Genomic DNA, 25,080 nt, shown 5'->3' on the forward strand with positions numbered 1-25,080 from the left:
CAGATCCGGTGCGGAAAGGATGCTCACATGGAATAGGCAAATGAGCGGCGCGGTGCATGATGAAGGGACAGGCATCGCACGAAGGCACCTGTCCCTGGAAGAGGCATGTTTTGAAACGAATCGGAACATGGAAGGCTGAGCCGGCTTACGCACTCGCCCCTTTTTTGATCACCTTCACTCCGTAAGGCGCCAACCCTAGCTCTGCCCCTAGGGCTTCGCCCGAGATTAAATCACGGTACTCGGCCCCGTCCAGCGTGACCCGCTTCGCTTCGCCAGAGAAGTTCATCACAAAAATGTAATCTGACTCTCCATCCGTACGAAGGGATGAGCTTACGCCCGAAGGCAGCTCCACCGGCAGCGCCCGGCGGACGCCTGTCTGTTCAACGAGCTTCCTGTAAAAATCGGAATGAAAAGGCTCCTTGTTCCGGGAGGCGATATAATAGGCTCGGCCCTTCCCAAGCTGATTGACCGTCAATGCTGGCCGTCCCGCATAGAAATCGGACCGGTAAACGGCCAGCGCCTCCGCCGTCTCCAGATGAATAAGGTCGCACAGCTCAACGGCTTCATAGGCTTTCGCCAAGCCAAGCCCCCCTGCGTCATTCGTTACGATCCCATTGACATCGTGATCATGGAGAGCATCGATTTCCTCCGACCATATGCCGAGCGTCTTACGCAGGGGACCCGGAAATCCGCCAAGGAAGCAAAGGTCAAACTCGTCGGCGATTCCCGACCAATACGTTGCAACAAACGTACCGCCCGCTTCCACAAATTGTTGAATCCGTTCGCCCACGCCTGGGCGCACCATATACAGCATGGGTGCGACCAAAAGTTTATATCCGGAGAAGTCCTGCTCCATATCGATGACATCGATCGGGACTCCCTGCTTCCATAAAGCACGGTAATGCTCCTGCACGGTCTCCTCATACTTGACTCCCTTGTTCCGCGGACCTTGCGCATCGTTGATGGCCCAGCGGTTCTCCCAATCAAAAATGACGGCCGCTTCCGCCGGAATGCCCGTGCCTACAACGGCATCCATCCTCTTGAGATAGTCCCCGACCTCAGCCACATCGCCGAACACCCGGGTGCGTTCATGACCGACATGATCAACGACGGCGCCGTGCAGCTTCTCGCTCGATCCCCTGCTCTTGCGCCATTGAAAATACTGCACCGTATCCGAACCATGGGCAACGGCTTGCATGGAAGACAGCAAATGCATACCCGGACGCTTCAGCTTGCTTACTGGCTGCCAGTTCGTCAGACTTGGCGTGCTCTCCATCAGCATCCAAGGCTGTCCGCCTTTGATCGAACGGATGATATCGTGCATCATGGCAACGCGGGCTGCCTGCACGGCCTCATCCCCGCCCTGGTCATGCCAGGTCGGATAGCTGTCCCACGACACCACGTCCAGCAGATCGGCAAATTTCCAATAATTCAGTCCTTCAAAATATTCCATCAGGTTGGTCGTAACCGGAAGGGATGGATTGACCCTGCGGAGAGGTTCTATTTCATGCCGGATGAAATCCGCCGTCTGATCGGTTACGAACCGTCTCCAATCCAGGTTCATTCCATGTACCTGCGTCTCCCCGTGTGGCGACGGAGATTCAACCTGGCTCCAATTCGTAATCGTATGACTCCAGAATGCGGTCCACCAGGCATGGTTGAGGTCATCTAGCGTGGCGTACTTCGCCTGCAGCCAAGACCGGAATGCGTCCTGACAGTAGTCGCAGTGGCAATCGCCGCCAAACTCGTTCGAGATATGCCAGCCGATCACGGCCGGATGGTTGCCGTACCGCTCCGCAAGCTTCCTGTTGATCGTATGGACCTTCTCCCGATAGACCGGCGAAGTATAACAGTGATTATGACGGAAGCCGTGCAGGTTACGGACGCGCCTCTCGCTTACGCGCAGCACCTCGGGATACTTCTCCGACATCCAGGCCGGTCTTGCGCCGCTTGGCGTAGCCAGAAAAGCATAAATGCCATTGGCGGCAAAGCGGTCCAATACGCCGTCAAGCCAATCGAAGGTGAATACCCCTTCCTCGGGCTCCAATGAAACCCATGAAAATATGCCGACGGACATCACGTTGCAATTCGCCAGCTTCATCAGCCGGATATCCTCTTCGAGCACTTCGGGATAACGGAGCCATTGCTCCGGATTATAATCGGCGCCATGCAGCATGTGCGGAACGCGCGAGCTAATCGGATTAAACGTTCGTTTCATAGTAAGTTAAACCTCCTGTTTCCTGATAGAATCGCATGTCTTATTCTTTGACAGAACCCAGCGTCATCCCTTTAACGAAAAAACGCTGCAAAAAAGGATAAACCAGCAGGATGGGCGCCGCGCCGATAAAGATCTGTGCGGCATTCACCGTCGTCTGGGACAACAGCTCCATCTCCTTCGGGCTCATGCTCATCGAGCTCATGTCCCGCTGGATAATGACCGTCTGCAGAAAGGTCGCCAGCGGGAAATCCTTGGCATTGTTCAGATACAGCAGCCCGTCAAACCATGAGTTCCAGTGGAATACCATGCTGAACAGCGCAATCGTGGCAATCGAGGGCAGCGAGATCGGCAAATAAATCTTAAACAGCGTTTTGAAATGTCCGGCTCCATCGATGAAAGCCGCTTCCTCCAGTTCTTTCGGAATTCCCCTGAAGAAGTTCAGCATCAGGATCACCAAAAAGGTATTCACCGTGCCGGGAATCACCAGCACCCAGAAGGAGTTAATCAGGCCCAGCTTCTGAATCACGATATAGAACGGCACCAGGCCGCCATTGAACACCATGCTGAACACAAACAGCCAGGAATAAACACTGCGGCTGCGGAAGACGCGGTTCTCTTTGGACAGCGGATATGCGGCCAGAAACGTCACGGCAAGCGTCAAAGCCGTTCCCAGTACGGTACGTGCAATCGAAATCCAGATCGAGTGTAGAAATGCCGGGTTATTGATCGTTTTCTTGTAAGCTTCCAGCGAAAAATCGACCGGCCATAATCCCACCAGACTGGCGTCGGCAGCGGCTTTGGAGCTGAACGAAATCGCCAGCACATGAAGCAGCGGTATGATGCAGAGAATGGCCAGCGCGACAAGCAAGCAGGTATTAAACACGTTAAATATGCGGTATTCCATCGTTTTATGGTACATGGCTCTCCCTCTTTCGCTCTGCTAGAATATACGGTAGCCCGCCCACTTGTAGGCCAGCCGATAGGATACGAGAATAAGGACCATGCTGATCACGGATTTGAACAAGCCGATGGCCGTTCCGAACCCCATCTCGCCATTCAGGATCGCTGTTCGGTATACAAAGGTATCGATGATATCGCCTTTCTCGTATACCAGCGGATTGTACAGGTTGAAGATTTGGTCAAACCCGGCATTCAGGATGTTGCCGAGCGCCAATGTCCCGACAACGATCGTGATGGGAATCATGGAAGGAATCGTGATATGAAGCGTTTGTTTCAGGCGTCCCGCTCCATCGATTTCCGCGGCTTCGTACAGGGTCGGGCTAACGCCGGCCAGTGCAGCCAGAAATACAATCGTATTGTAGCCAAACTCCTTCCAAACGTCGGATACGATCACCGTGAACCGGAACCAGTTATTGTCACCGAGAAAAAAGATCGGATCGATGCCGACAGCCCCCAGAATTCGGTTGACAAAGCCGTCCACGGCAAGCATTTCGATCAAAATTCCGCCCAGGATGACCCAGGACAAAAAGTGCGGCAAATACACCATCGTTTGGATGCTCCGCTGAAGCGCCGTTTTTCGGATTTCATTCAGCAGAATGGCAAACACGAACGGAATCAGCAGATTGAACACGATTTTCATCACCGCGATGACAAAGGTGTTCCATATGACCTGCATGCTGTCCTGCCTTTCAAACAAGTATCGGAAATTGTCCAAGCCCACCCATGCGGAGCCGCCAACGCCCTCCCACGGCTTATAGTCCTGAAAAGCCATAATGATGCCGCCCATCGGCAAATAACTGAACAAGAACAGACAGATAAGGGCCGGCAGCAGCATGACGTGGAAAGGCCATGTTTTTTTCATCCTCTTCATCCAAGATCCTCCTGTTAAATCAATCTACCTCTTGATTATAGGACCCGTCCCCTAGGGCGCAGTAGCCCACAAAACCAATATTCATGGCACGATAGCAATCAATTTGCAGCGTCTCTCATGGAACAAAAAGGACGGCCCTAGACAGGCCGCCCTTCATTACTCGGTAACCACAACTACTTCACGCTTTGATACCATTCGTTAACCTCTTTGGTGATCTGTTCCCCGCCTCCGGCTTTCCAAGTTTCCACAAACGTATCAAACGATTCAACGGGCTGTTTGCCATAAATGATCTCGTTCAGGGTTTGGTTCTCAATCTTGAGGAGATAGTCCCACTTCGATTTCATGGTGGCGGTTACAGGTCCCGTAAACATGTTCTTCTTGGAGATCTCCTCTTGGGAGAGCAGCACTTCCGCAGCGGCAGGCGTATCCTTGCCATAGTTGACCGCCACGTCCTTTTCGAGGCGGCTCTCCGGCTTCCCGCCTTTCGCCAGCTTCAGCAGCGCTTTCATCTGCTCGTCCGGAATGCGGGCACCGTCGCGGACCAGCAAGTAACGGACGACATTGACGTAACCGCCTTGGATCTGATCGTTGGGCACCATTTCGCCATTGGCATCGAGCTCGAAGTCGTAGCCCTCGAACAGCCCGTTGGCAAATTCGCCGCCTTCCTTGGATACGGCAAAGTTATCGAACAGGTAGTTTTGATACGTGAAGAAGGCTTCAGGATGCTCCATATCTTTATGGATCAGGGTAACGCCGTTCGTATACTGCGTTCCATGGCGCATCGCAATGCCGTCAGGGCCAGAGGGAATCTGCACAGGCTTCCAGACGGCTTCCGGCGCATTCTTCACGGTATCGATCAGCGGCCAGCCGCTCATCCAGTAAGGCCCCGGAATGATGCCGGCCGTTCCGGCTACAGCCGGCTCCGCGGTTTTGTTCTCATCCCACAGTGCGGCTTCCTTCGGAATGTATCCTTTATTCATCCACTCGTTCAGCTTCACCAAGCCCTGCTTCATGCCCGCATGGACCGAGCCGTATTCCAGGCTCCCGTCCTCAGCGACGTTCCACTGCTGCGGCAGCGTTCCATAAGCGCCGAATATCCACGACGGATCGCCCATCCAGGTGCTCATGGACGTTTTGAAGCCGATGCTCAGCGGCGTGACTTTATCTGGAGCAAGACCGGACGGGTTCTGGTTCTTGAAAGCATCCATCACCTGCTCAAGCTCATCCATCGTCTTCGGCGCGTTCATCCCCAGCTTGTCCAGCCAATCCTGCCGGATCCATAATACATAGTCGTGATTGTAGGCAAAATCCAGTACCGGAAGCCCCATTCGCTTACCGTCCCGGCTGTACTGATTCCACACATTGGGATCCAGATTCATCGCGTTCTTCCACGTTTCCGATGCATACTGGTCAAACAGCGTGCCGACCTCGGCAAACATGCCGGAATCGATCAAATCCTGGGCCAGCTGCTGATTTTCGGTGCCGAGCGTGACGATATCCGGCATCTCCTGACCGGAGGACATGGCCAGCCGCAGCTTGGTTGCAAAAGCGCCGTTGGTATCCGTAATGGACCACAGCGATTTGATGTTGATGCCAAACTTCTCCTTGGCCCACTTCGTAGCCACGTTGTTCTCGATCGTTTCTCCATTCTTGAATTGCAGCGTCGGATCGACGCCCCACACCGTCGTTATCGTAACTTCCGGATCGTATTTCTCTTTGTAGACGTTTTCAGTTTTGGATTCGGCCGGCTGCTGCGCCGCTTCCGGTTTCGGCTCGCCGCCGGAGCATCCGGCCAAGGATCCGGCCAGGAGCAAGGACGCGGCCAGGATCGGAAACCATTTCTTTCTTCTAGCGGTCATCGTTATATCCCCCTTCTACCACCTTATGGATTACATGTTTAATTATAGAGGGGCCGGCAGCCGCATCCTATGTCACGAATCGAAGATTTCTGCACCTTTAGCAACATCCTTGGTCTCTGTATTCGTTCGGGGTCATTCCGTAGTGCTTCCGGAACATCTTGCTGAAATACTGCGGATTCTGGTATCCGAGCTCAGCGGTAATTTCATAAATCTTCTTGTTCGTATGCTTCAGCAGATATAAAGCCCGCTCCATTCGCTTGCGGATGATATAATCGCCGAGTCCCTCTCCGGTTTCGCTCTTATAAATCTTGGATAAATATACCGGATGCAGGAATACCTTGTCCGCAATCGTCTTGACGGACAGGTCGTGACCCGAATCGGCAGTCACCATCTCCTGGACCTGTTTGATGATATGGCTCTTGCTCGTTGTCTCCTGTTCGGACGAGATATTCTGAAGTTTATTCAGCATATCAAGCGACCAGGAGCGCAGCTTGGCAGCCGACTGAACCACCTTCTGAATATATAAGGGGTCCCAGCCGGCCTGGTCCAGCTGATGAATGTAATGCCCCTGCTTGTGAGCAACGTACATATAGGCATTCGCAACCGATAAAAATATTTCATACAAAGCCGTCTGCCCAATGAATGCGGTTTCAACTTCTGTAAAGACTTGTTCTATTTTGTCCCGGGCGGCATCCCACTGCCTTGTTTCCAGCAGATGCAGCAGGCTGGGCGGCTTTGCAAACGCCTGGGTAACGTCCCATACAGGCTCATGCAGCCGGTCATCATGGTCCTCGGCGAACCGGACAGCTTCATGATCTCCGTTTCCCCAGAGGTAAAGCGAGCTTAATCCCGACCGGTAAACGGATCCCAGTTCCCCCGGAAAATCAAACGAGCCTGACACGAAAACTGAAATGCTTCCCTTCAAATAACTGCCCACATCCTGTTGAAACTGGGTTATGTACCGTTTCATTTCGCGGGAATCCGCGAATGCTTCCATATTTCCAGCGTTCGGCACTCTCTTGGGCTGAGCCAATAGAATCAAACAATGATGCGGCGTTTTGCAGGACCACACATGAAGTAGCTCGGCAAATACCTCCTCAGCAATGTTGCCGATGGCATATTCCATCAGGCCCATCGAATAGTCGTCCATTCCCGTAAACCTCTGCCCTAGCTGGATCAGCAGCATGATCGTCCGCTGGTCTGTTCGGAGCGGAATTTCATATTCATGAAGCTTATGATCAAGCGAATGTCGCGGCATCTCGCGTCCGAGCAATAGATCATGCATGAGGCTGTTTCGCAGAATGCCGAGATCCGATTTGCGGCTGTACATCAGCTGATGGTAGTGCCCGAGCTCCTTCCGCTCCTCCTTGATCGACGCCAAGGCGGAGCTCACGCTCCGCATGAATTCACCATCGTCCACCGGCTTCAAAATGTAATCGGATGCCTGCAGCCGAACCGCCTGCTTGGCATATTCAAAATCCGAATAACCCGTAAGTAAAATGCAGCGGATATGCGTCCAACGCTCGGTTATGGTCTCCATCAGCTCCAGACCGGTCATCACTGGCATCCGAACATCCGTAACCACCACATCGATGTCCTGCTCCTCCAGCAGGTCGATCGCCTCCAGGGCGGACGAAGCCTGATACACTTCTTCAATATCCAGCTCTCGCCATGGTATGGTCTGATATAAACTTTCCGTCACATAACTCTCGTCATCAACCAATAAGATATTCATCGACTCTGTGCCCCCTTCGCTGACTTTGATTGATTCTTCCCAAGCGTTCCGGCAATGGCCAGTAAAGTACAGCCCGTACGCCGCCTTGCGGAGATGCCGCAAACCGCAGGCCGGCTTCTTCGCCATAACGCAGCCGCATGCGCTGGTGAACATTCCAGACGCCGCAGCCCATCTCCTGATCCATCGGCCTGTTCAGCCGGGCCTCCAGCTCGGCCAGCTTCTGCCCGTTCATGCCGATCCCGTTATCATCCACTTGAATGCAGGCCAGACCGTTCACAATCCGGAAGGTTACCCTGATTTCACCGTCGCCCGAGTGAGGTTCAATGCCATGGAGCACGGCATTCTCCACCAAGGGCTGAATAACCAGCGGTGGGATCTCCATGCCTTCCGCTTCCTCCGTCAAATCGAGATGATATTGGAGACGCCTCATCCGCATCTGCTGGATTTCCAGATAATGCGTAACGAACTCCATCTCGTCCGATAAGGGAACCAGTTCTCGTTCCTGACGCGTGGTATAGCGGAAATACCGGGACAAGCTGTGCGACATCGCCACAACGGCTTCGTATTTCCGAAGCTTCGCCATGCTGGTAATAAACGAGAAGCAATTGTAGAAGAAATGGGGATTGATCTGGGACTGCAGCTGCTTCAGCTTCGCTTCCCTGACATGGATCTTCTCCATGTAAACATGCTCGAACAGCTCCTGAATCTGCTCCACCATCGAATTGAATCTCGTGGCCAGAAAACTGAACTCGTTACGGCCCGCTACCTTCATCCTCACCCCGTAATCTCCGGCTTGCAGCCTTCGGAACACATAAACCAGCTGCTTGATCGGAACCTGAACCTGGGAATACAGCAGGTATGCGGCGAGGCAGCTCATCAGGAGCAATGCGGCGATCGAAATATAAAAGAGCCTGTTCGACGTATGGATCGGCTTCATAATGTCCGATAGCGGAATATAGTCGATCAAATACCATCCGGTCGTTTCCGATAACGCAATGCTGACCGAATAGGTTTTGCCGTCCACTTCCTTCACGCGATTCTCCACGTCTTCGAGCGGCTCCCGATCCAGCTCCGCCATCATATGGTTAATCAGTTCCCGGTCCGCGGTACGGTTATAGATCACGCCCGAATCCGGTTTATAGTAGAACGGATCGCTCCTTCCGTCGCTCTTAAAGCGGTCCAGCATATCCTGGATGTTGGTGCTGTCGAATTCAACCTTGATCACGGTATTCGACTTGCGCGTATGATGCTGGGTGGAATACGGGGCCACCGAATACCAGACAAACAGGAAGCGCCGGTCGCTCCCCTCGTAATAAGGAGTGACCTGCCAGCCCGGCTTCACGTCCTCCGCAAGCTCCTCGGGCGAATAAAAACCGGCATCGCTTTCGGTGACCACCCGCCCGAGGGACGGAGAATAAATGGCCAAATGGCTGCGCCAGTTCGAAGAGCTCTCCTGAATGCTCAGCTTTGTCTGAATTTGCTTCACCAGGTTAATCGCGTCCAGGTTCAGATACTTATCCTGCAAATAGATATCCCGAAAGCTTGAGATGTCCGGGTCATGCAGGAGCAAATTCGGCCACGATGCCAAAATATCGATATTGGTATTCACCTGATTCTGAAAAAAGACAAGCTGGTTCGTATTCGATTGGCTGAGCTCCTTGCTGAGCACGTTCGTCGTGGTTTGGTTCGAATAGAAATAGAGGCCGACAATCGGAATCAACATCAGAAAAATGAACAGGACGATTTTTCGGAACAGATTAAATTTGGACATACATCGGCAGCCCCTTGGTTTATGTAGTGTGAGATATCATTTATAGCGAAATATGTTTATTATATCGGAGTTTGCCCTGTGCCGTGTAGGGCATAAAGACAAGATTTCGGGCACTTTCGAAGGGATTGCTACGACATTGGACGTTTGCGCAGCCCACATAGAGCGCAACCAACAAAAAACAGGATCACGGCCTCAAAGAGACCGTGGTCCTGTTAAATTTTTATTATGAAATATATGTCTTACATGAGTCCAGCGATCAATGGCCTGAAGGTTTTTCCTCTCCCGCCTCCGGTTCAGGGGGCGCATTGCGGAAGGCGGCCACGATCAACATACAGATCACCGCCATCACGGTCATTACCACGAACAGGGAATTGAGGCTTCCCTCCAGTATTCCGCTCAGCAGGCTGCCTGACCCTTCCGGCAATTCGGCCATTCCATGCGGGGAGAGCAACTTGTTAATGTCGTCGCTGGTAATGCCGGCCGCTTCCGGCTCAGCAGCAAGCCTGCCCGCGATTCCCGCATTGACCCATAATCCGAACACCGCTACGCCCACGGTTTGACCAAACGTCCGGATGAAGGAGTTCAGCGCCGTGGAAGCTCCGCGAACCTCATAGCCGACCGAGGATTGCGCAATGATCTGAAACAAGGTGGAGATGTAACCGAAGCCGACGCCATAAATGAACGTAAAGACCAGCAGCACGCCCAGCGCCGTATCCTTATGCATGAACGCCAATCCCACCGCTCCGATTATGAGGAGCACGACGCCGATCATCGCCGTTTTCCGGGAACCGGATTTAACGATCAGGCGACCGCTGATGATCGATCCGATCAGCCATCCGATCGACATCGGGGCCAGCGTCAAGCCCGACAAGGTGGCGTTGCCGCCACGAACGCCTTGGATCCACAGCGGCAAATACGTGGTCAACCCGATGATAAGCGCACTTACCAGAATATTGGCTACCGTCGATACCGTAATATCCCGGATCTTGAACAGATGGAGCGGCAGCATCGGCTCCTTCACCCTGCCCTCCACCACCAGGAACGCTGCGAGCAGCACCACGGAACCGATCAGCAGACCGAGCATGAACGGAGAAGTCCAGGAATAGCCCTCTCCGCCGCCTACCGCGAGCGCAAACAGCAGCGCCGTCATCCCCACGGTAAACAGGGCCGCTCCCCCGTAATCGATCGATACTTCGCGGGCGGTGCGCTCCTCTTTGAAATAACGGAAAATCAGCCATATCGATAACAGCCCGAACGGAACATTAAAAACAAAGATCCAGTGCCAGGACAAGTAATCCACGAAATACCCGCCAAGCAGCGGTCCGATCAGCGAGGAAATTCCCCAAACGGAGCTGATCATCCCCTGAATCTTCCCTCGTTCCTCCAGATTGTAAATGTCTCCGACAATCGTGAAGGTCACCGGAATCACCGCGCCGGCCCCGATCCCTTGGATTGCCCTGAAAATGATCAGCTGCGTCATGTTCTGCGACAGCCCGCACAGCAATGAGCCTACGAGAAAGATCAGCGAGCCGTATAAAAATACGGGCTTGCGTCCATATAAATCGCTTATTTTACCGAATATCGGCGTCGTAACGGCCATCGTCAGCAGATAGGCCGTAAAAATCCAGCTCATCAGGCTTACGCTGCCGAAGCTGCTGATAATGGCCGGACCCGCCGGGCCGACAACCGTTCCCTCGATCGCAGCCATAAAGGTGGATAACAGAATACCGACCAGGATATAACTGCGTTTGTCTTGTCTTAATACACCCACGTTCCTTCGTCCCCTTTACTCTAGACGGCCCCGGCATGACTCCTGTCCCTGCCGATCCTATTAGGATAAAACCGGGGCCAACAGCATAAAAGCGCCTCCCGATACCAGGAGCGCTTTCACATCATGTAACATTTCTATTATAAAGGTTACCGCGTTGGTTGCACAGACATTTTCCCGCTCCGTAGATGAATACGGGAAGTGGCATGCCGCTTCATGAGTTCGGGATCGTGCGTGATCATCAGGACGGCCGAGCCTCCCCCGATGACATAATGGCACAGCTCGGTTACTTTATCGATGGCGGCATAGTCCATTCCCGAGGTCGGCTCGTCCAGGATATACAGCGGTCTTTCCAGCATCAATTGGCTGATGATGCTTAAGAGACGCTTCTCGCCCTGACTAAGCAAATAAGGAGACATTTGAAGCCGATCCGTAAGTCCCGCCATCTCTAACAGAAACCTCGCCCGCTGCTGCTGGCCGGCCGTCAGCTCCGGTCGCTTCTTCACGGACATCCCGCCATGGAGGCTGTAGATCAGCTCCTCCCATACATTCGGGGCCGTAAACATATATTCCGGCTGCTGGAACACGTAGCCGATCAACTCGGCCCTGCGGTAGACGGCCATTCCCTTCGTATCCTCCCCTTGCCAGCGTATGCTGCCTGCCGGAGCCGGCAGCAGGCCCATGATCAGGCGGCTGAGCGTTGTTTTGCCCGACCCGTTCTCGCCGGTCAGGAGCACCCAGTCGCCGGGATCAATCTTCGCATCGATATCGCGCAGCGCCTCCCGGCCGCCGGGGTACGCAAACGTCAGCGAATCGATCCGGAGCAGCGGGGGGACGGCAGACAGCCTGGCGCCTTCCGCAGGTGGGACCGCCACAGGCGCGGAACCTGCAGGGACCGGCTTGCCCGCATGATGGGATACCGCCGCAGGCGCGGAACCCGCGGGGACCGGCAATTCCGCATGGCGCGCTGCCGGATGCGGGGGCATTGTTGCCGGGACAGGCTTGTCCCCGGCGGCGGCACCCGCTGCCTCGCCTGCGGGCCGAGGCAGCAAGCCCAGCTGCACCAGCTGCTCCCCGCAGCGGTGCAGCAGCTCCTCCGGCGGCCCGTCGATCACGACGGTCCCGCCGTCCAGGACGATGACGCGCCCCGCGGCGCGCGCGACATCGTCAAAGCGGCCGGACGCGGTGATCAGCGTCCGGCCCTCCGCCTGCAGCTTATGGCACAGCTGCAGGAAGTTCGCCTGCGCCGCGGCATCCAGGCTGGCGCAGGCGTCGTCGAAGACGAAGAGCCGCGGGCGCAGCGCCAGCACCGCGGCCAAGGCCGTGCGCTGCCGCTGTCCGCCAGACAGGCTGCGCACCGGATCGGTCCGGCGGTGAAGCAGCCCGACCGCCGCAAGGGACTGCACCACCCGCTCCTCGATTTCCGCGGGCGGAACCCGCATATTTTCAGGACCGAAGGCCGCTTCGTCCTCGACGATCCCTTGAACGAGCTGGGCATCCGGATCCTGAAACAGCACCCCGACCGCATCGGCTACGTCGGCTATCGGCGCCGCTGCAGGATCCATGCCGTCCAGCAGCACTTCCCCCGTTCTTGCGCCTCCGCCGCTCCGCGGAAGAAGGCCGCATAGCAGCTGGCACAGCGTCGACTTCCCGCTGCCGCTGGCACCAAGAATCGCGACCCAATCGTTCTCCGCTATGTCCAGATTCATATCGTGGATAACCGGACGTTCCTCTCCGTCATATAAAAATCCCAGTCCCCGGCATGACACCCTAGTTCCCGACATCGGGCTATCCCTTAACGGCGACGGCGAAACGGCGAAGCAGGCCCGTCTTCACTAACGCCTCTCCTAAAACCTTGGTTAACAGGCCGCAGAGGAGAACGCCGCTCAGAATACGCACCACCACCGCAATGCCAAGCACTTCGATCGGCCAGGACGTATACCCGAACATGTTGGCCGCGAACAGGAACCAGAGCGGTACCATCGCCCCGCCAACCAGCATTAGAGCGCCGGCGCTCCACTTTTTGTATCGGTAGATCGCGAAAATCGTCTCCGCCACGATCATGTAGCAGCCTGCGGCCACGAAACACGAAGCAATGCCGTATACCGTACCGGTCAGAGCCTGAATCGTGCCGCCGATGGCAAACGTGACAACCGCCGTTCCCGGTTTACGAATGATGTAGTAAGCCAAGAGTCCATAAACCATGTAGATTCCTGTCGTCGTCGAAGTGGCGATGGGTCCGCCCAGACTGTTCAACAGCTTGTTAACCGGCCCTATGTATACGGTGAGAACGGCATTAACGGCAGCAAGCATTGCCATCAGGATAATCTCCTGGGTCGTAAAAGCAAACCATTTTTTCTGTGTAGATGAATTCAAAGGTAGTCCTCCTTCATACCAGCCGCCGTCGGCGGCTGTGCTAGCGTTCGTCAACGCTTCTTTTCATATTTTGCACACTTCCGCTCATAACGTCAACCCATTTCTTGTTGATTTAGGTTAACAATTTAGGCAATCCACCACACGAAAACCGTTGCCAGTACATACATAACTGCCGATGCGACCGCCCATGAAGGAATGTTAACCTCTGTGCGATAGGTTCGGTCCGGGTATGCGCCAAAACCTTTGGATTCCATTGCGCCCGCCGTTTGCTGAACACGACGCAGCGCATTAAGCAGGACAGCCGAAACAAACTTCAATCCGTAGCCGATGCGGCTTCCGAGTCCCTTGGGCGGTCGATGGCCCCTTACCTGCTGGGCAGCCAGAATATGGGCACCCTCCTCCTCCAACAGCGGAATGAAGGTCAGCGCAGCGGATACGCCAAACGCGAACCGGTAAGGGATTCGAAGACGTCTGGTCAGCTCGGCAACCAATTCTCTCGGATCCGTCGTCAAGATATACGCCATCGAGGTCAGAAACAACGTAAACATCCGGAGCGACATGGCACCCGCGGCGTTCAGAGCCTCAACCGTCAGGGTGATGGGCCCCCACTGCAGCCATACGGTGTCCCCTTGGACCGTCAAGCTGGTCAGAATGAAGTAGGGTACCGCAACGATTGCAATGAGCCGGATCCCTCCCAACAGACGCTTGCAAGACACCCGGCCGGCGAATCGGGCTTGGCCGATGCATAACAGGAGAAACAATGCCTGTTGCCAGGCTTGGTCGAGCAGCATGGCGATTACCGCTGTACAGAACAGAATCACCAACTTGCTTAAAGGATCATATCGATGAAGAAGCGTGCCGCCCTTCTCATATTGAATCAGCATATTCCACCAACTGCCTCTCTTATAGCGTGTTCCAATCTCTTCTCAATCGCGAAAAAACGACGGCATCGACATAACCGCCGGACGTAAGGCGATAATCGCGAAGCACTCCTTCGCGCATATAACCGTTTATCGCAAACCATCGGCATGCACGCTCATTTCTCGAATCGACGAAAGCCTCGATTCGGTTTAGTCCCATGGACGCGTACCCGAAAGCCGCAACCAGCTCGGCTGCCTCGGTCATATAGCCCTTCCCCCAATAACGGCTTGCCAGCTCACACCCAAACTCGCCCTTGAACGCACCCTCCAGCTGCCAAATATTAAATCCGCAGCTGCCGATCAATTGGCCTGTTTCGGTGATCTCGATGCCCCAGCGAATGGCCTCGTCCTGCTCGGCAAGCCGTTGCAGCCACTCAATCAGTGCCTTTGCGTCCTCGGCTGAATCCATGACGGGCATATCCAGAAAGGCGGTTACGGCGGGATCGGACCAACAGCCCAGCATTGCTTCCGCATCCTCCGTCTCCATCCTTCGCAGCCGGATCCGCCGCCCCTTCATTTCCGGAATGATTCCTTCGCATCTGAACATGGTATTCCACCCCCTCGCAAAAAAACTGACTTGCATCGGCTGTTTCCGGTGATACTATGTGCGTGTATAAAAGAGTATAGCGAAAATCAATCCGTATCCTGGTCCCCCATCAACATCTTAGAGCTGGATGTATATATATTGATGGATTCGGGAGGCTTCCGTCAATATGCTTGTCACGGCTCCCTTGTACAGTGCGGAAGAAGGAGGAAGTCATCTGAGTATGTATATCGCGATTGTCTTGCTGTTCACCGTCGTTGTCATTGCCGCTGCCATTACGCAAATCGGATATCTGCAGATTACGCGGATGCGCGTAAAGAATGACCTCAAGCTGTTCACGGTGCTGGAAAAAGCCGGACTATACAGCAGAGAGAAATATGAATCGCTTCAAAAGAACGAGGTGGCGATCAACAGCTTTGACGGGTTGAAGCTGTGCGGCGCAGCCATTCTAAACAATCCCGGCTCCAAGCACTGGATGCTTCTTGCCCACGGCTATACAGGTTCGCGAGCCGTATCCACCCAATTCATTGATTTGTTTACGGAAGAGGGCTACAACGTGCTACTGATCGATCAGCGCCGGCATGGACGAAGCGAAGGTCGCTATACCACCTACGGTTATTATGAGAAACACGACGTGCAGGCGTGGGTGCGCTGGATTACCCGCAAATACGGCGAGGACGTGGCGATCGGGCTTCATGGACAATCGCTGGGAGGCGGAACCGTGCTGGAGTATTTATCCATTGCCGATCCGCAGGTCAAGCTTGTCATCGCGGATTGCCCGTATTCCGATTTGACGGATTTAATGCGGCATCAGCTCACGCGCATCAACAAAATCCCTTCCGTGCCGTTCCTGTCCTGGGTGAACGCCAGAATTCGGCGTAAAGCCGGGTTCAGCCTCGATCAGGTCAGCCCGATCCGTGCTGTTCGGAACAGCATGCTTCCGGTTATGTTCATCCATGGCACCAAGGATAATTACGTGCCTACCCGAATGAGCATCGAGATGTTCGAAGCCAAACCGGACCCGAAAAAACTTCTTCTTATCGAAGGCGCAATCCATGCGAACGCTTATCATGTGGATCCCGAGCAATATCGGGAAGGCGTGCACTCTTTCCTTCGCGAACATATAGATCAACCCGTCCAGGCACCGCTGCCGGAAGCTGCCCGCGCAGCGCAGCCGGAAGCAGCGCCAGCCCAAAACACCTTCCAATTGGAGCTGGACGGATCCCTTGAGACAGTATAGAACGGCCGCTCAAAAAGCCCCCGAACTGCACGCTGAATCCGCGTGAGTCGGGGGCTTTTTTCAATTGTTATGCTGTTATCTGCCCTACGCCATGGAATCGGCCTTTTTCGGGTTCACCGGTTTAAGCACTTCATCGCAAAGCTCCTTAAGCCTGATCTGGATTTCCTTGAACTCCTCGATCCCGGCTCCCGTGAGGCTGTACCCCTCACCGTGCGCCGTCAGGAAGTTCTCCTCGGTCAAGCGTTCGAGTTCATGCTTAACCTCCCGGTCGCCGACCTTATATCCATGACGCTCCAGCTCGGGCTGCATCTCGCTGATCGTAAGGTCCCGCTCATGGGCGTGATAGAGCATATGAATACCGATAAACAAATTCTGAACGTCTGCGCGCATTCGATCTTCTCTCCCTCCACCTGATTGAATTGATACCTGGTCATGTCATACATTACCCCTGCGACATGGTCAGGAATCAGCCGGATTCGCCGGAGCCTTTCTTCCCATGGCTTGTCCCTTGACGAATATCATATACTTATACTAAGGTGAATGAATCAACGAAAAATGAAGGAAGGGCGGATATCCAATGTTTCAAAACACACCCTATGAAGGCACTAGGAGCGAGCAGTACGCCCAGGTCCTGAATCAGTTGAAAGCACTTATCCACGATGAGCCGAATGCCATTGCCAACTTGTCCAATGCATCTGCGCTGCTCAAGCAGTTCCTGTCCGATACGAATTGGGTCGGCTTCTATCTTTATGATGGCAAAGAGCTGGTGCTCGGGCCATTCCAAGGACTGCCCGCCTGCATCCGGATTCCCATGAATCGCGGAGTTTGCGGAACCGCTGCGGCTAAACAGCAGACACTGCTTGTAGCCGACGTACATGAGTTCCCGGGGCACATTGCCTGCGATGCGGCTTCGAACAGCGAGATTGTGGTGCCCATGATGGTGGATGGCGCATTATATGGCGTTCTGGATATCGACAGTCCGCTCAAGAACCGCTTCGACCAAGAGGATCAAGCCTTTTTGGAGGAATTTGTCCATATATTGGAAGGCCAGCTCACATTATAATTCAGGATGATTTGACGTATTCTTCCGTACACTAACCAAGGATTGAAACCACAATTCTTAGGAGGAATACACGCCATGTATCCAATGAATAACAACAACTCGCAAATTTCGCAGCAAATTCGTCAGTGCGAGCAAATTCTTCAGCAGCTGACCCAGCAAACGCAGCAGGGTTCGGCTATGTACCAACAGCTGATGCAGCAAGAGCAGCAAAATGCGGCCCGACTCGAGGAAATCGCTCAGCGTGAGCGTCAAGCGGCGCAGATGATCCAAACTGCCCTTCAAGGACATCAACAGGCGATGCAGCAGTATCAGCAAATCTCCCAGATCGTTAAACAAGTGGAGTATTCCGTACAAGCCCACAATCAAACACAGCATATTCAGCCTTCTTACGGCCAACAAGGTTTTCCTAACGCACATCAAGGCCAAGGCTTCCAATAAGCATGCTAAGAGGGGTAACCCGCAGGTTCATAGAATCTGCGGGTTACCCCTTTTGTTTTATTTCTTCTCTTCGCTTACGCCGAATTCGATCTCGGCTTGTATCTTATAGCGCTTTGGCTCTTCCCCGTTCGAGCCGCTATGACTCGCGTCCTGCGACATGGTATCAATCACGAAATCCGCGGATCCGTAGACGACGTAGCGCCCGCCCGGAAAACCATCCTTCAGCGAATGGATGAAATCTTTGAATTTCTTGTCGTCCCTACTGTCGTATCCACCGCCGATTTTGTAATATTCGCGCAGCGGCTCGCCCTTTTTCAGCTTGGTTGTAATATAGGGCTCGTTCATGGCATAACTGATGTTGTAGTCTCTTGTGAGCTCTTTCATCGGGAAATAAAAAGCGGAGGCCGCATGGCCGATCGTAATCTCATCCTCTTCGCCGATATACTCCAGCTCCCCGTATACTTGAACTTGATCTCCCTGTTCATACTCTTCTTTCTCGCTAACGAGTCGATACACGAAGTCCCCGTCGGTCATTTCCGCCTGATTGCCCCTGGCAGCTTTATTCAATGAAGGTCCAGTCGGATCTGCCCCCTGCATCTCCTGCTTCGCGCAGCCCGTTAACATCAACACCAAGATAAACCCCATATAAAGGTATCTTCTCATCTTTTTTGTTCACCTCAACCTCCAGACGGATGGATTGTGAGCAATGTTGCATAGAAATGCAAAAAAGCCGCATCCAAAACTCCTCAGATTTGCGAAGTTTTGGATGCGGCTTATGGTTTGCTATATCCCGCAGCCTATGGCCGCAGTCTCGGACTGCACCCGAATGTTATGTCTCGTAAATGTTCTTTACCCGTCCCACTTGGCCGTCCTGAAGACGTACTTTAATGCCGTGCGGATGGTTAGGCGAATTGGTCAAAATATCTTTGACCACGCCGCGGGTTAATTTGCCCGTTCTCTGGTCCTGCTTCAGTACGATATCAACCTCAAGCCCCGGTTTGATATTGGAACGCTGCCCACCGTTCATCATCGTCCCTCCTGTTCCTATCTTCATGCTGTTGTCCCGTTCCTACTGTCCACCTTACTGAAATCGAAAGCGAAATGCAAATCGCATAACACAAAGGACTGCCCGTTAAAGATCGTTCAGATCTCCCAATCGGACAGTCCTTCTGTTTTCAGAATAAGCATGGATCAATCTTATCCATGGAATGATGCTTTATAGTACGCTTCCGCCGTGCACGAAGCGGTGTTTCCAAGAATCGCCGAAGTTACCTACGAGGACGCCGCCCGATTGTTTCGAGTACGTATGCAGCAGCTTGTTGTCCCCCAGATAGATCGCTACGTGCGTAATCCGCTGTTTGGACTTGTCCAATCCGGCATAAGCGGATGCCGATGAACCTCGGTAACTCATGAAGAATACCAGATCCCCGCGCTTTAATTGATTGACGTTGTAAACAGCCGTTCCTTTATCTTTGACGTACTGCCCTTGCTTCCGGGAATCGCTTGGCAGCGTAATGTTAGCGCCGTCCATGAATGCGCGGCGGACAAATGCCGAGCAGTCAAAGGTGCTCGTTGAATTGCGGTTAGAACCGAATTCGTACGGCGTGCCCAGATACTTCATGCCTGCACTGATTACTTTTTCAACGCTTGCGCTCGCAGAAGGCGCCGTGCTTCCCGAATTGCCGGAAGTGTTAGAAGATCCGCTGCTTTGGTTAATATATTTAGACGAAGCATATCCTTGCTTGCCGTCCGAAGTTTTGATCTTATACCAGCTTGAGCTTTTAGCCAGAATTTGAACGCGCTCACCCTTATGCACGCGGTCAACGACTTTACCCGAAGTCGAAGGCTTATTGCGCATGTACACATTCGAGCTTGCTACACCTTTGGTTGCAGACTGCACGCTGGCAGCAGACACTTCATTCACAGACCCATATCCGTAAGAACCAAGAACCGCTGCTGATAACAGCGCTCCGGCCATCAATTGTTTAAATCTTTTTTTCGAGAAAATAACGATCTCCCCCATCTCGTTTGATTGTGGAATGACGAAAATGTCATTTTCGTGATCCCGCAATCATTATAGACAGGCTGTGTCTCGGGACGCATGCTACCATCCTCACAAAAACACATGCCAACTATTGGTAAAGAGGGGGACTTTGGTCTCTTATTATACTTGAATTTAGTATAAATAGATTATTATAGCAAAAAAACATGCCAAAATAACCCAACCAGTCCGGCCTAAAGAAGTCCGGATTTCTTTGTTGGGTCTTTCTACTTACCATATATATGTATTTTTCCTTGCGATGGCTGCTTGAAAGATGACCTTTGGTTCCCTGCCACACTTTTAAAAAAAAGCCTGTGCAGACGGATCCCCCATCTGACAGACTCTAGTTTATCGTACCTTCTAAATTTCATTCCACTACAATATTGTAAACTTTTGACCCTATGGCCGCTTGGAATAGAGCGGATATCCAGGGTTTTCCGGTACGTCAATCAGGATGACCCTGACATTCTCTTGCGCCTTAAGGCTTATCGTCTCACCGAGCACCGTATCGATTACCATAAAGTCCCGATGATGAAACAGGAGGCTCTCCTCTTCCGTGCTAAAGCTGCCGGCTCCCCTTACGGCAAGCGCAGCCGCACGCCTGCCGATTTTCAGTTCATATCGTGCTTCGTGCCCGGCCAGAATTTGAATATCCAGCATCCTCACGTCCACGGACAGATCGGTTGGCGCGGAACCGCCGATCATCGTTTTGACCAATCCCCCCTGGATACGGGTTACCGGATAGGAGTCCGGACGATACTGACGACAGGCAGGGTTTTGCTTCAATGAATCGCGAAGATACGGCTCAAACCAAATCTGGAATCCTTCTGCATCCGGCCCGGTCAGAAGTTCCTCATGCGTAAGTCCGGAACCGGCCCTCATCAATTGCAGGCCTCCTGGCCCTATTATGCTGTGCGTACCATGCGAATCCTCATGGTCGCACTTTCCCTGAATCATATAAGTCACGATTTCAAAACCCTGATGGGGATGAGACGCGATATAACCTTCGACGGGCGAACGAAACCAGGACCAATAGAAAAGCGGCCCTACCCGGGTCACGGCTGACCCTTCGCCGGAGAAACCGATCGGCTTCAACTCCGTTATCCTTCCTCCATCGAGTGAGCCCTTGCCCTGATTCTCGGGTGGATATACATTTCCTATCATGTCCAGTCTCCTCCTTTCACCCATCCATGATGGATCTTGAACAGGTGCTGCATTGATTATCTTGGCTTTAAGATAGTATCAACGATAACCGAACAGATATCAACATCCTTAAATTCCCTGATTTGAGAATGCATATTTGCGAATCATTTTTCAGTTTATTTTCAGTTCGCGTTCAGATTTCATTCAGCTACTGCACGTATGATAAAGTTGAAGGAATGAAAGAAGAGGAGTTTTGTGTCATGGGATCCATGCATCGTATTCGCGTTTTGCTTGTGGATGACGAGCCGCATATACTGCAATTTCTGGAGCTTGGTCTCCATAATGAAGGGTTTGAGGTGCGCACGGCCTCCGATGGGGAATGTGCGTTAAGGGAAGCAGCCAGCTTCGAGCCGCATGTCATCGTTCTGGATGTGATGATGCCGGGAATGGACGGTCTTGCGGTGTGCAGACGTTTGAAGGAGGAAGGCAGGGATATTGCGGTCATTATGCTTACCGCGAAGGATGAGATCGATGACCGTGTAACAGGCCTTATGACCGGAGCGGACGACTACATGGCCAAACCCTTCAGTTTCGAAGAGCTGCTGGCCCGCATTCAAGCTCGGCTCCGCAATCAGTTCCCGAGCCTGCTGGGCGAAATCCGGCTTGGGCCATTCACCATCGATGACCGCAAGAAAGAAATTTCATACCTGGGGGAAGCCTTGGAGCTTTCCCCTACGGAATATAAACTGCTCAAACTGCTTGTGACCAAACACGGCAGCGTTCTGAGCAAATCGAACATATTGAATATTGTGTGGGACTATGACTTTGGGGGAGAGGATAACATCGTGGAGGTCTATATCCGATCCCTGCGAGAGAAGCTCGGAGACAAGGAGCATCGGGTCATTCGCACGCTTCGCGGAGCCGGCTACCGGGTGGATTTGCCATGAGTTTTCGAAACCGTATACGCGCATCTCGGCCAACGTCTCTGCGCACGCAGCTCCTGTCGCGTTCCCTTCTCGTCTTGGCGCTTCTGCTCGTGCTGATCGGAGCGCTGCAATATGTACTGATGAAAAACGCCCTGTTCCGCAATCAGGCCGAGGCGCTTTCGCTTCAGGTCCGCTCTATCCCCGTGGAGATGTGGGAGCCTGATCGCGTGCCGCATAACCGGCCTTCTGTTCCGAATAACGACGCCCATGCGGGCATGCCCCGCCAGGAGAATAGACCTTTGCTCTTTCTGCCGAATATGTCGCTTGCCAAGATCGCAACGAACGGAAGCTACACCGACCTGGCCAGTGACAACGGTCTGTCCGCGCCGCAGCTGGCAGCAGAGGCTTATACCTCGATTCTGGAGCAATTCAAAGAGCGTCGGCCCGTTCCGTACGAAGTGATTGACGATGCCCAAGGCACCGAGCAGATCGTTGTCTTTCGCCCTTACGGCAGCCCTAACAGCCCTTCCGGTATACTGCAGCTTGGAATGGATACGCAGCCGCTCCATGCCGTTCTGCTGCGGCAGCTGCTGATATTTGCCGTGCTGGCTTTGCTTGCCATGGCTGGCGGGATCGCATTGTACCTGCCTTTGCTGCGCAGGACGCTTAACCCGCTAAGCCGAATGGTCGAAACAGTGGAACGAACGGATGCCGGAAACTTGGCGGAGCGATTTCCGGCCATGCAGGGTCAGCAGGAGATTGACCGCTTGGCCCAATCGTTTAACGGCATGCTGAAAAGGCTTGAGGGAGCGTTTGAAGCGGAACGCGAGGCGAAAGAGCAGATGCGGAGGTTTATTGCCGATGCTTCCCATGAGCTGCGCACGCCGCTTACTTCGATTCACGGCTTTCTGGAGGTGCTTGGCCGCGGCGCCGCCGACAACAAGGAGCAGCTCCATGCAGCACTGTCCAGCATGCACGGCGAATCGAAGCGCATGAAGAAATTGGTCGAGGATTTGCTTCTGTTGGCCAAACTTGACCGTAAGCCGGAGCTTCATCTGCAGGATACCCGGCTGGATCGGCTGCTGCTTGAGATGGAGCCCCATCTTAGGATGCTGGCTCAAGGCAGAAACGTAACGATTCAAGCGGCAGACGTGCTGTGCCGGTGTGACTCCGACAAGATCAAGCAGGTCATCTATAACCTGTTTCATAATGCGGTACAGCATACCGATTCCGACACAGGGCGGATTACCGTTACGGTGGATAAAACCAAGGACCATGCCGTACTGCTGGTCAGCGACAATGGAGCCGGGATTTCGAAGGAGCATCTGCCCCATCTGTTCGAGCGGTTCTACCGCATCGATGAATCCCGGACCCGGCAGCACGGCGGTGCAGGTCTTGGACTGTCCATCACCCAGTCCATCATGAACGCGCATGGAGGCCAAATGAGCGTGGACAGCACGGTTAACCAAGGAACGGTTTTTCGTGCGGAGTGGCCGGGCATCATTCCTTAGCCTGAAATACTCCTTCATGAACCAGTTCATTCAAGGATCGTCGGTCCGTAGGGACCTCCCGTTCCTGCAGCGTCTCCGGAAGCGCCGATTTATCCCCGCGGTATCCAAGCGTTATGACCGCGTGCAAATCATATTCTTCCGGGATATGCAGGGCTTCGCGGGCAAGCTCATGGTCGAAGCCGCCAATCGCGCGGGTATTCAGCCCAAGCAAAGCAGCCTGCGAAGCGATTGTTCCCCAAGCAGCCCCCGCATCAAACGCGTGGCTTCCGCTCGGTTCCCCATTGGCATTCAGCGTGTAGGAAACGAGGAGGACAAGTGCCGGCGCTCGATCGCTCCACACGCGGTTTCCGGGACGGATAAAAGACCGGAATCGCTCCCGCTCCTCCTCTGTTCGGGCAACGATAAACCGCCACGGCTGCCCGTTGCCCGAGGAGGGTGCCCACCGGGCCGCCTCCAAGACGGTATACAGCACGTCCTCTTCGACCAGACGGGGGTCAAAGGCCCTCGAAGACCATCGATTCACAAAATGGGCATGCACCGGATATTCGGGACGGCGCGTTTGTTCCGCCACCGTCCGCTTCGACAGGGCTGATACGATTACGGTTGGATCAGGTCTGGTCATACGATCATCTCTCCTTACCCTTTGCGGGTTATTGTAATACGGCTTGGCCTGAGCTTGGTTAAGGCTTGATCAGCCAATCGTCCAAAACAAAATCGGTTTCCGCCAGCTTCTCTTCGATCAGAAAGGCCTTCGTTCCTTCCAGCAGCTGCAGCCCTTGTTCGGTAAAAGGAACCTCTTTGATCAGCTCGATCGGACTAACCTTCTTCACGTACTCCACCTTCGTGCTCTGCAATTCGGCCAGAAACGCATAGTACTCCTCCTCATGCTGCTTTAAATCCTCTAGCGCCTTGGAACGGGCTTCATTCCACGCCTTGGCGAAATCCGGATATTTCGCCAGATAATCCTCCGACACCACGGTTATGCTGGTTCCATACAGCTCGGGATGCTTGGTGGCATCGTCCAGCAGCGTATAGCCTTCATCGATTTGTTTGAGCGTATAGACGCCGGTATTGGTCATCGCGTCGATTTCCCCGCGGGCCAGGGCAGCCTCCGCATCCACGCGAAGCAGGTGGATGACCTTCACATCCTCAGCCAGCCCCTCTTTCTTCAAAAGACCGGCCAAGTATCGGTGGTGGAAGGAGCCTTTTTGAGTGGCTACCGTTTTTCCCTTTAACTCTTCCAGGGAAGCCGGGCCTCCCTTCTTCGCCACGAGGTACCCGATGCTGTCGGTCGAGCCTTGGGTAATCACCTTGGTCTTCGCTCCCGTTGAGCGTGACAGGATGGCCGGCGTATCGCCCAAGCTGCCAAAGTCCAGGCGGCCGCTGATCAGCGATTCGCTCAAATCCGGACCGTTCGGAAAGGCGGTCAGGTTTACCGTTTCAATCCCGTGCTTCTTGAGCTCTTCCTGAATAATGCCCTTATGGAACCCCCAGCCCTCGGCGCCTCCAGGCACATTCAGGGCATTGGTTCCTATATATCCGTAATTGAGCGTCTTCGGCACGCCGGAGCTTGATGCCTTCGTTATTTGATCTTTGGTCCCGCAGCCCTGCGAAAAAGCAAGCGCCGCCGCCACCAGCGTCAATAAAATCGCGTATCGCTTTCGTTTGTGTTTTTTAACGTTTCGATTCTCCATTC

General features: G+C 53.7%; 23 protein-coding genes. 5 read left to right on the forward strand and 18 right to left on the reverse strand.

The window, feature by feature from the left end:
* Positions 1–145 precede the first annotated feature (145 nt).
* The 11 genes from HMPREF9412_RS26420 to HMPREF9412_RS26470 form a co-directional block, all read right to left on the reverse strand.
* Positions 146–2,218, reverse strand: coding sequence for a beta-galactosidase (locus HMPREF9412_RS26420; RefSeq protein ID WP_009594899.1), 2,073 nt, complete (start codon positions 2,216–2,218; stop codon positions 146–148).
* Positions 2,219–2,258: 40 nt separating this feature from the next.
* Positions 2,259–3,137, reverse strand: a complete 879-nt coding sequence (locus HMPREF9412_RS26425) for a carbohydrate ABC transporter permease (RefSeq protein WP_009594891.1) — start codon at positions 3,135–3,137, stop codon at positions 2,259–2,261.
* 21 nt (positions 3,138–3,158) lie between these two features.
* Positions 3,159–4,049: an ABC transporter permease gene (locus HMPREF9412_RS26430; protein WP_009594881.1), complete on the reverse strand. Its 891-nt coding sequence runs from the start codon at positions 4,047–4,049 to the stop codon at positions 3,159–3,161.
* A 173-nt stretch (positions 4,050–4,222) separates the two neighbouring features.
* Positions 4,223–5,908: an extracellular solute-binding protein gene (locus tag HMPREF9412_RS26435; RefSeq protein ID WP_009594933.1), complete on the reverse strand. Its 1,686-nt coding sequence runs from the start codon at positions 5,906–5,908 to the stop codon at positions 4,223–4,225.
* A 97-nt stretch (positions 5,909–6,005) separates the two neighbouring features.
* The gene (locus HMPREF9412_RS26440) at positions 6,006–7,643 is read right to left on the reverse strand and encodes a response regulator (RefSeq protein ID WP_009594878.1); all 1,638 of its coding nucleotides are present in this window, start codon (positions 7,641–7,643) and stop codon (positions 6,006–6,008) included.
* Positions 7,624–9,414 carry a sensor histidine kinase gene (locus tag HMPREF9412_RS26445; RefSeq protein WP_009594938.1) on the reverse strand — a complete coding sequence of 597 codons (1,791 nt, stop codon included), beginning with the start codon at positions 9,412–9,414 and terminating at the stop codon, positions 7,624–7,626. Before HMPREF9412_RS26445 ends, HMPREF9412_RS26440 begins: the two co-directional genes overlap by 20 nt.
* A 256-nt stretch (positions 9,415–9,670) precedes the next feature.
* Entirely contained in the window at positions 9,671–11,185 is a 1,515-nt protein-coding gene (locus tag HMPREF9412_RS26450; protein WP_009594909.1) for an MDR family MFS transporter, read from the reverse strand.
* Between the two features lie 146 nt (positions 11,186–11,331).
* The gene (locus HMPREF9412_RS26455; RefSeq protein WP_009594917.1) at positions 11,332–12,966 is read right to left on the reverse strand and encodes an ABC transporter ATP-binding protein; all 1,635 of its coding nucleotides are present in this window, start codon (positions 12,964–12,966) and stop codon (positions 11,332–11,334) included.
* A gap of 4 nt (positions 12,967–12,970) precedes the next feature.
* Positions 12,971–13,558, reverse strand: coding sequence for an ECF transporter S component (locus tag HMPREF9412_RS26460; protein WP_009594920.1), 588 nt, complete (start codon positions 13,556–13,558; stop codon positions 12,971–12,973).
* A gap of 125 nt (positions 13,559–13,683) precedes the next feature.
* Positions 13,684–14,442 (reverse strand): energy-coupling factor transporter transmembrane component T family protein, encoded by a 759-nt coding sequence (locus HMPREF9412_RS26465; protein WP_009594898.1) that lies wholly within the window; start codon positions 14,440–14,442, stop codon positions 13,684–13,686.
* 19 nt (positions 14,443–14,461) lie between these two features.
* Positions 14,462–15,025, reverse strand: a complete 564-nt coding sequence (locus tag HMPREF9412_RS26470) for a GNAT family N-acetyltransferase (RefSeq protein ID WP_009594943.1) — start codon at positions 15,023–15,025, stop codon at positions 14,462–14,464.
* Between the two features lie 166 nt (positions 15,026–15,191).
* On the opposite strand from HMPREF9412_RS26470, the gene HMPREF9412_RS26475 reads away from it, so the two are divergent.
* Complete coding sequence (locus tag HMPREF9412_RS26475) at positions 15,192–16,262, forward strand: alpha/beta hydrolase (protein WP_009594935.1); 1,071 nt, start codon at positions 15,192–15,194, stop codon at positions 16,260–16,262.
* A gap of 84 nt (positions 16,263–16,346) precedes the next feature.
* On the opposite strand, the gene HMPREF9412_RS26480 is transcribed toward HMPREF9412_RS26475, so the two are convergent.
* Positions 16,347–16,652 carry a hypothetical protein gene (locus HMPREF9412_RS26480; RefSeq protein ID WP_009594879.1) on the reverse strand — a complete coding sequence of 102 codons (306 nt, stop codon included), beginning with the start codon at positions 16,650–16,652 and terminating at the stop codon, positions 16,347–16,349.
* Between the two features lie 187 nt (positions 16,653–16,839).
* Between HMPREF9412_RS26480 and HMPREF9412_RS26485 the strand changes: the two genes are divergently transcribed.
* Together HMPREF9412_RS26485 and HMPREF9412_RS26490 are read left to right on the forward strand one after the other, a co-directional pair.
* The gene (locus HMPREF9412_RS26485; protein WP_009594877.1) at positions 16,840–17,325 is read left to right on the forward strand and encodes a GAF domain-containing protein; all 486 of its coding nucleotides are present in this window, start codon (positions 16,840–16,842) and stop codon (positions 17,323–17,325) included.
* Positions 17,326–17,400: 75 nt separating this feature from the next.
* Entirely contained in the window at positions 17,401–17,763 is a 363-nt protein-coding gene (locus tag HMPREF9412_RS26490; RefSeq protein WP_036673673.1) for a hypothetical protein, read from the forward strand.
* Between the two features lie 57 nt (positions 17,764–17,820).
* Here the strand turns inward: HMPREF9412_RS26490 and HMPREF9412_RS26495 are convergent, their stop codons facing one another.
* From HMPREF9412_RS26495 to HMPREF9412_RS26510, 4 genes are all read right to left on the reverse strand, one after another.
* A complete protein-coding gene (locus tag HMPREF9412_RS26495; protein WP_036673675.1) occupies positions 17,821–18,426 on the reverse strand; it encodes a hypothetical protein in 606 nt (201 codons plus the stop codon).
* Between the two features lie 166 nt (positions 18,427–18,592).
* Positions 18,593–18,790 (reverse strand): YwbE family protein, encoded by a 198-nt coding sequence (locus HMPREF9412_RS26500; RefSeq protein ID WP_036673676.1) that lies wholly within the window; start codon positions 18,788–18,790, stop codon positions 18,593–18,595.
* A 189-nt stretch (positions 18,791–18,979) separates the two neighbouring features.
* Positions 18,980–19,687, reverse strand: a complete 708-nt coding sequence (locus HMPREF9412_RS26505) for a C40 family peptidase (RefSeq protein ID WP_254664119.1) — start codon at positions 19,685–19,687, stop codon at positions 18,980–18,982.
* A 516-nt stretch (positions 19,688–20,203) separates the two neighbouring features.
* Positions 20,204–20,968 (reverse strand): pirin family protein, encoded by a 765-nt coding sequence (locus tag HMPREF9412_RS26510; RefSeq protein WP_036673679.1) that lies wholly within the window; start codon positions 20,966–20,968, stop codon positions 20,204–20,206.
* A 239-nt stretch (positions 20,969–21,207) separates the two neighbouring features.
* Here HMPREF9412_RS26510 and HMPREF9412_RS26515 point away from each other — a divergent pair, with 239 nt between their 5' ends.
* Positions 21,208–21,894 carry a response regulator transcription factor gene (locus tag HMPREF9412_RS26515; RefSeq protein ID WP_009594889.1) on the forward strand — a complete coding sequence of 229 codons (687 nt, stop codon included), beginning with the start codon at positions 21,208–21,210 and terminating at the stop codon, positions 21,892–21,894.
* A complete protein-coding gene (locus HMPREF9412_RS26520) occupies positions 21,891–23,384 on the forward strand; it encodes a sensor histidine kinase (RefSeq protein ID WP_009594936.1) in 1,494 nt (497 codons plus the stop codon). The genes HMPREF9412_RS26515 and HMPREF9412_RS26520 overlap by 4 nt, the downstream gene beginning before the upstream one ends.
* On the opposite strand, the gene HMPREF9412_RS26525 is transcribed toward HMPREF9412_RS26520, so the two are convergent.
* Together HMPREF9412_RS26525 and HMPREF9412_RS26530 are read right to left on the reverse strand one after the other, a co-directional pair.
* The gene (locus tag HMPREF9412_RS26525; RefSeq protein WP_009594906.1) at positions 23,374–24,006 is read right to left on the reverse strand and encodes a nitroreductase family protein; all 633 of its coding nucleotides are present in this window, start codon (positions 24,004–24,006) and stop codon (positions 23,374–23,376) included. The two genes, HMPREF9412_RS26520 and HMPREF9412_RS26525, sit on opposite strands and share 11 nt — an antisense overlap.
* Positions 24,007–24,064: 58 nt before the next feature.
* Positions 24,065–25,078: an ABC transporter substrate-binding protein gene (locus tag HMPREF9412_RS26530; protein WP_009594939.1), complete on the reverse strand. Its 1,014-nt coding sequence runs from the start codon at positions 25,076–25,078 to the stop codon at positions 24,065–24,067.
* Positions 25,079–25,080 lie beyond the last annotated feature (2 nt).

This window comes from Paenibacillus sp. HGF5 (genome assembly GCF_000204455.1).
GTDB lineage: Bacteria > Bacillota > Bacilli > Paenibacillales > Paenibacillaceae > Paenibacillus_AQ > Paenibacillus_AQ lautus_A.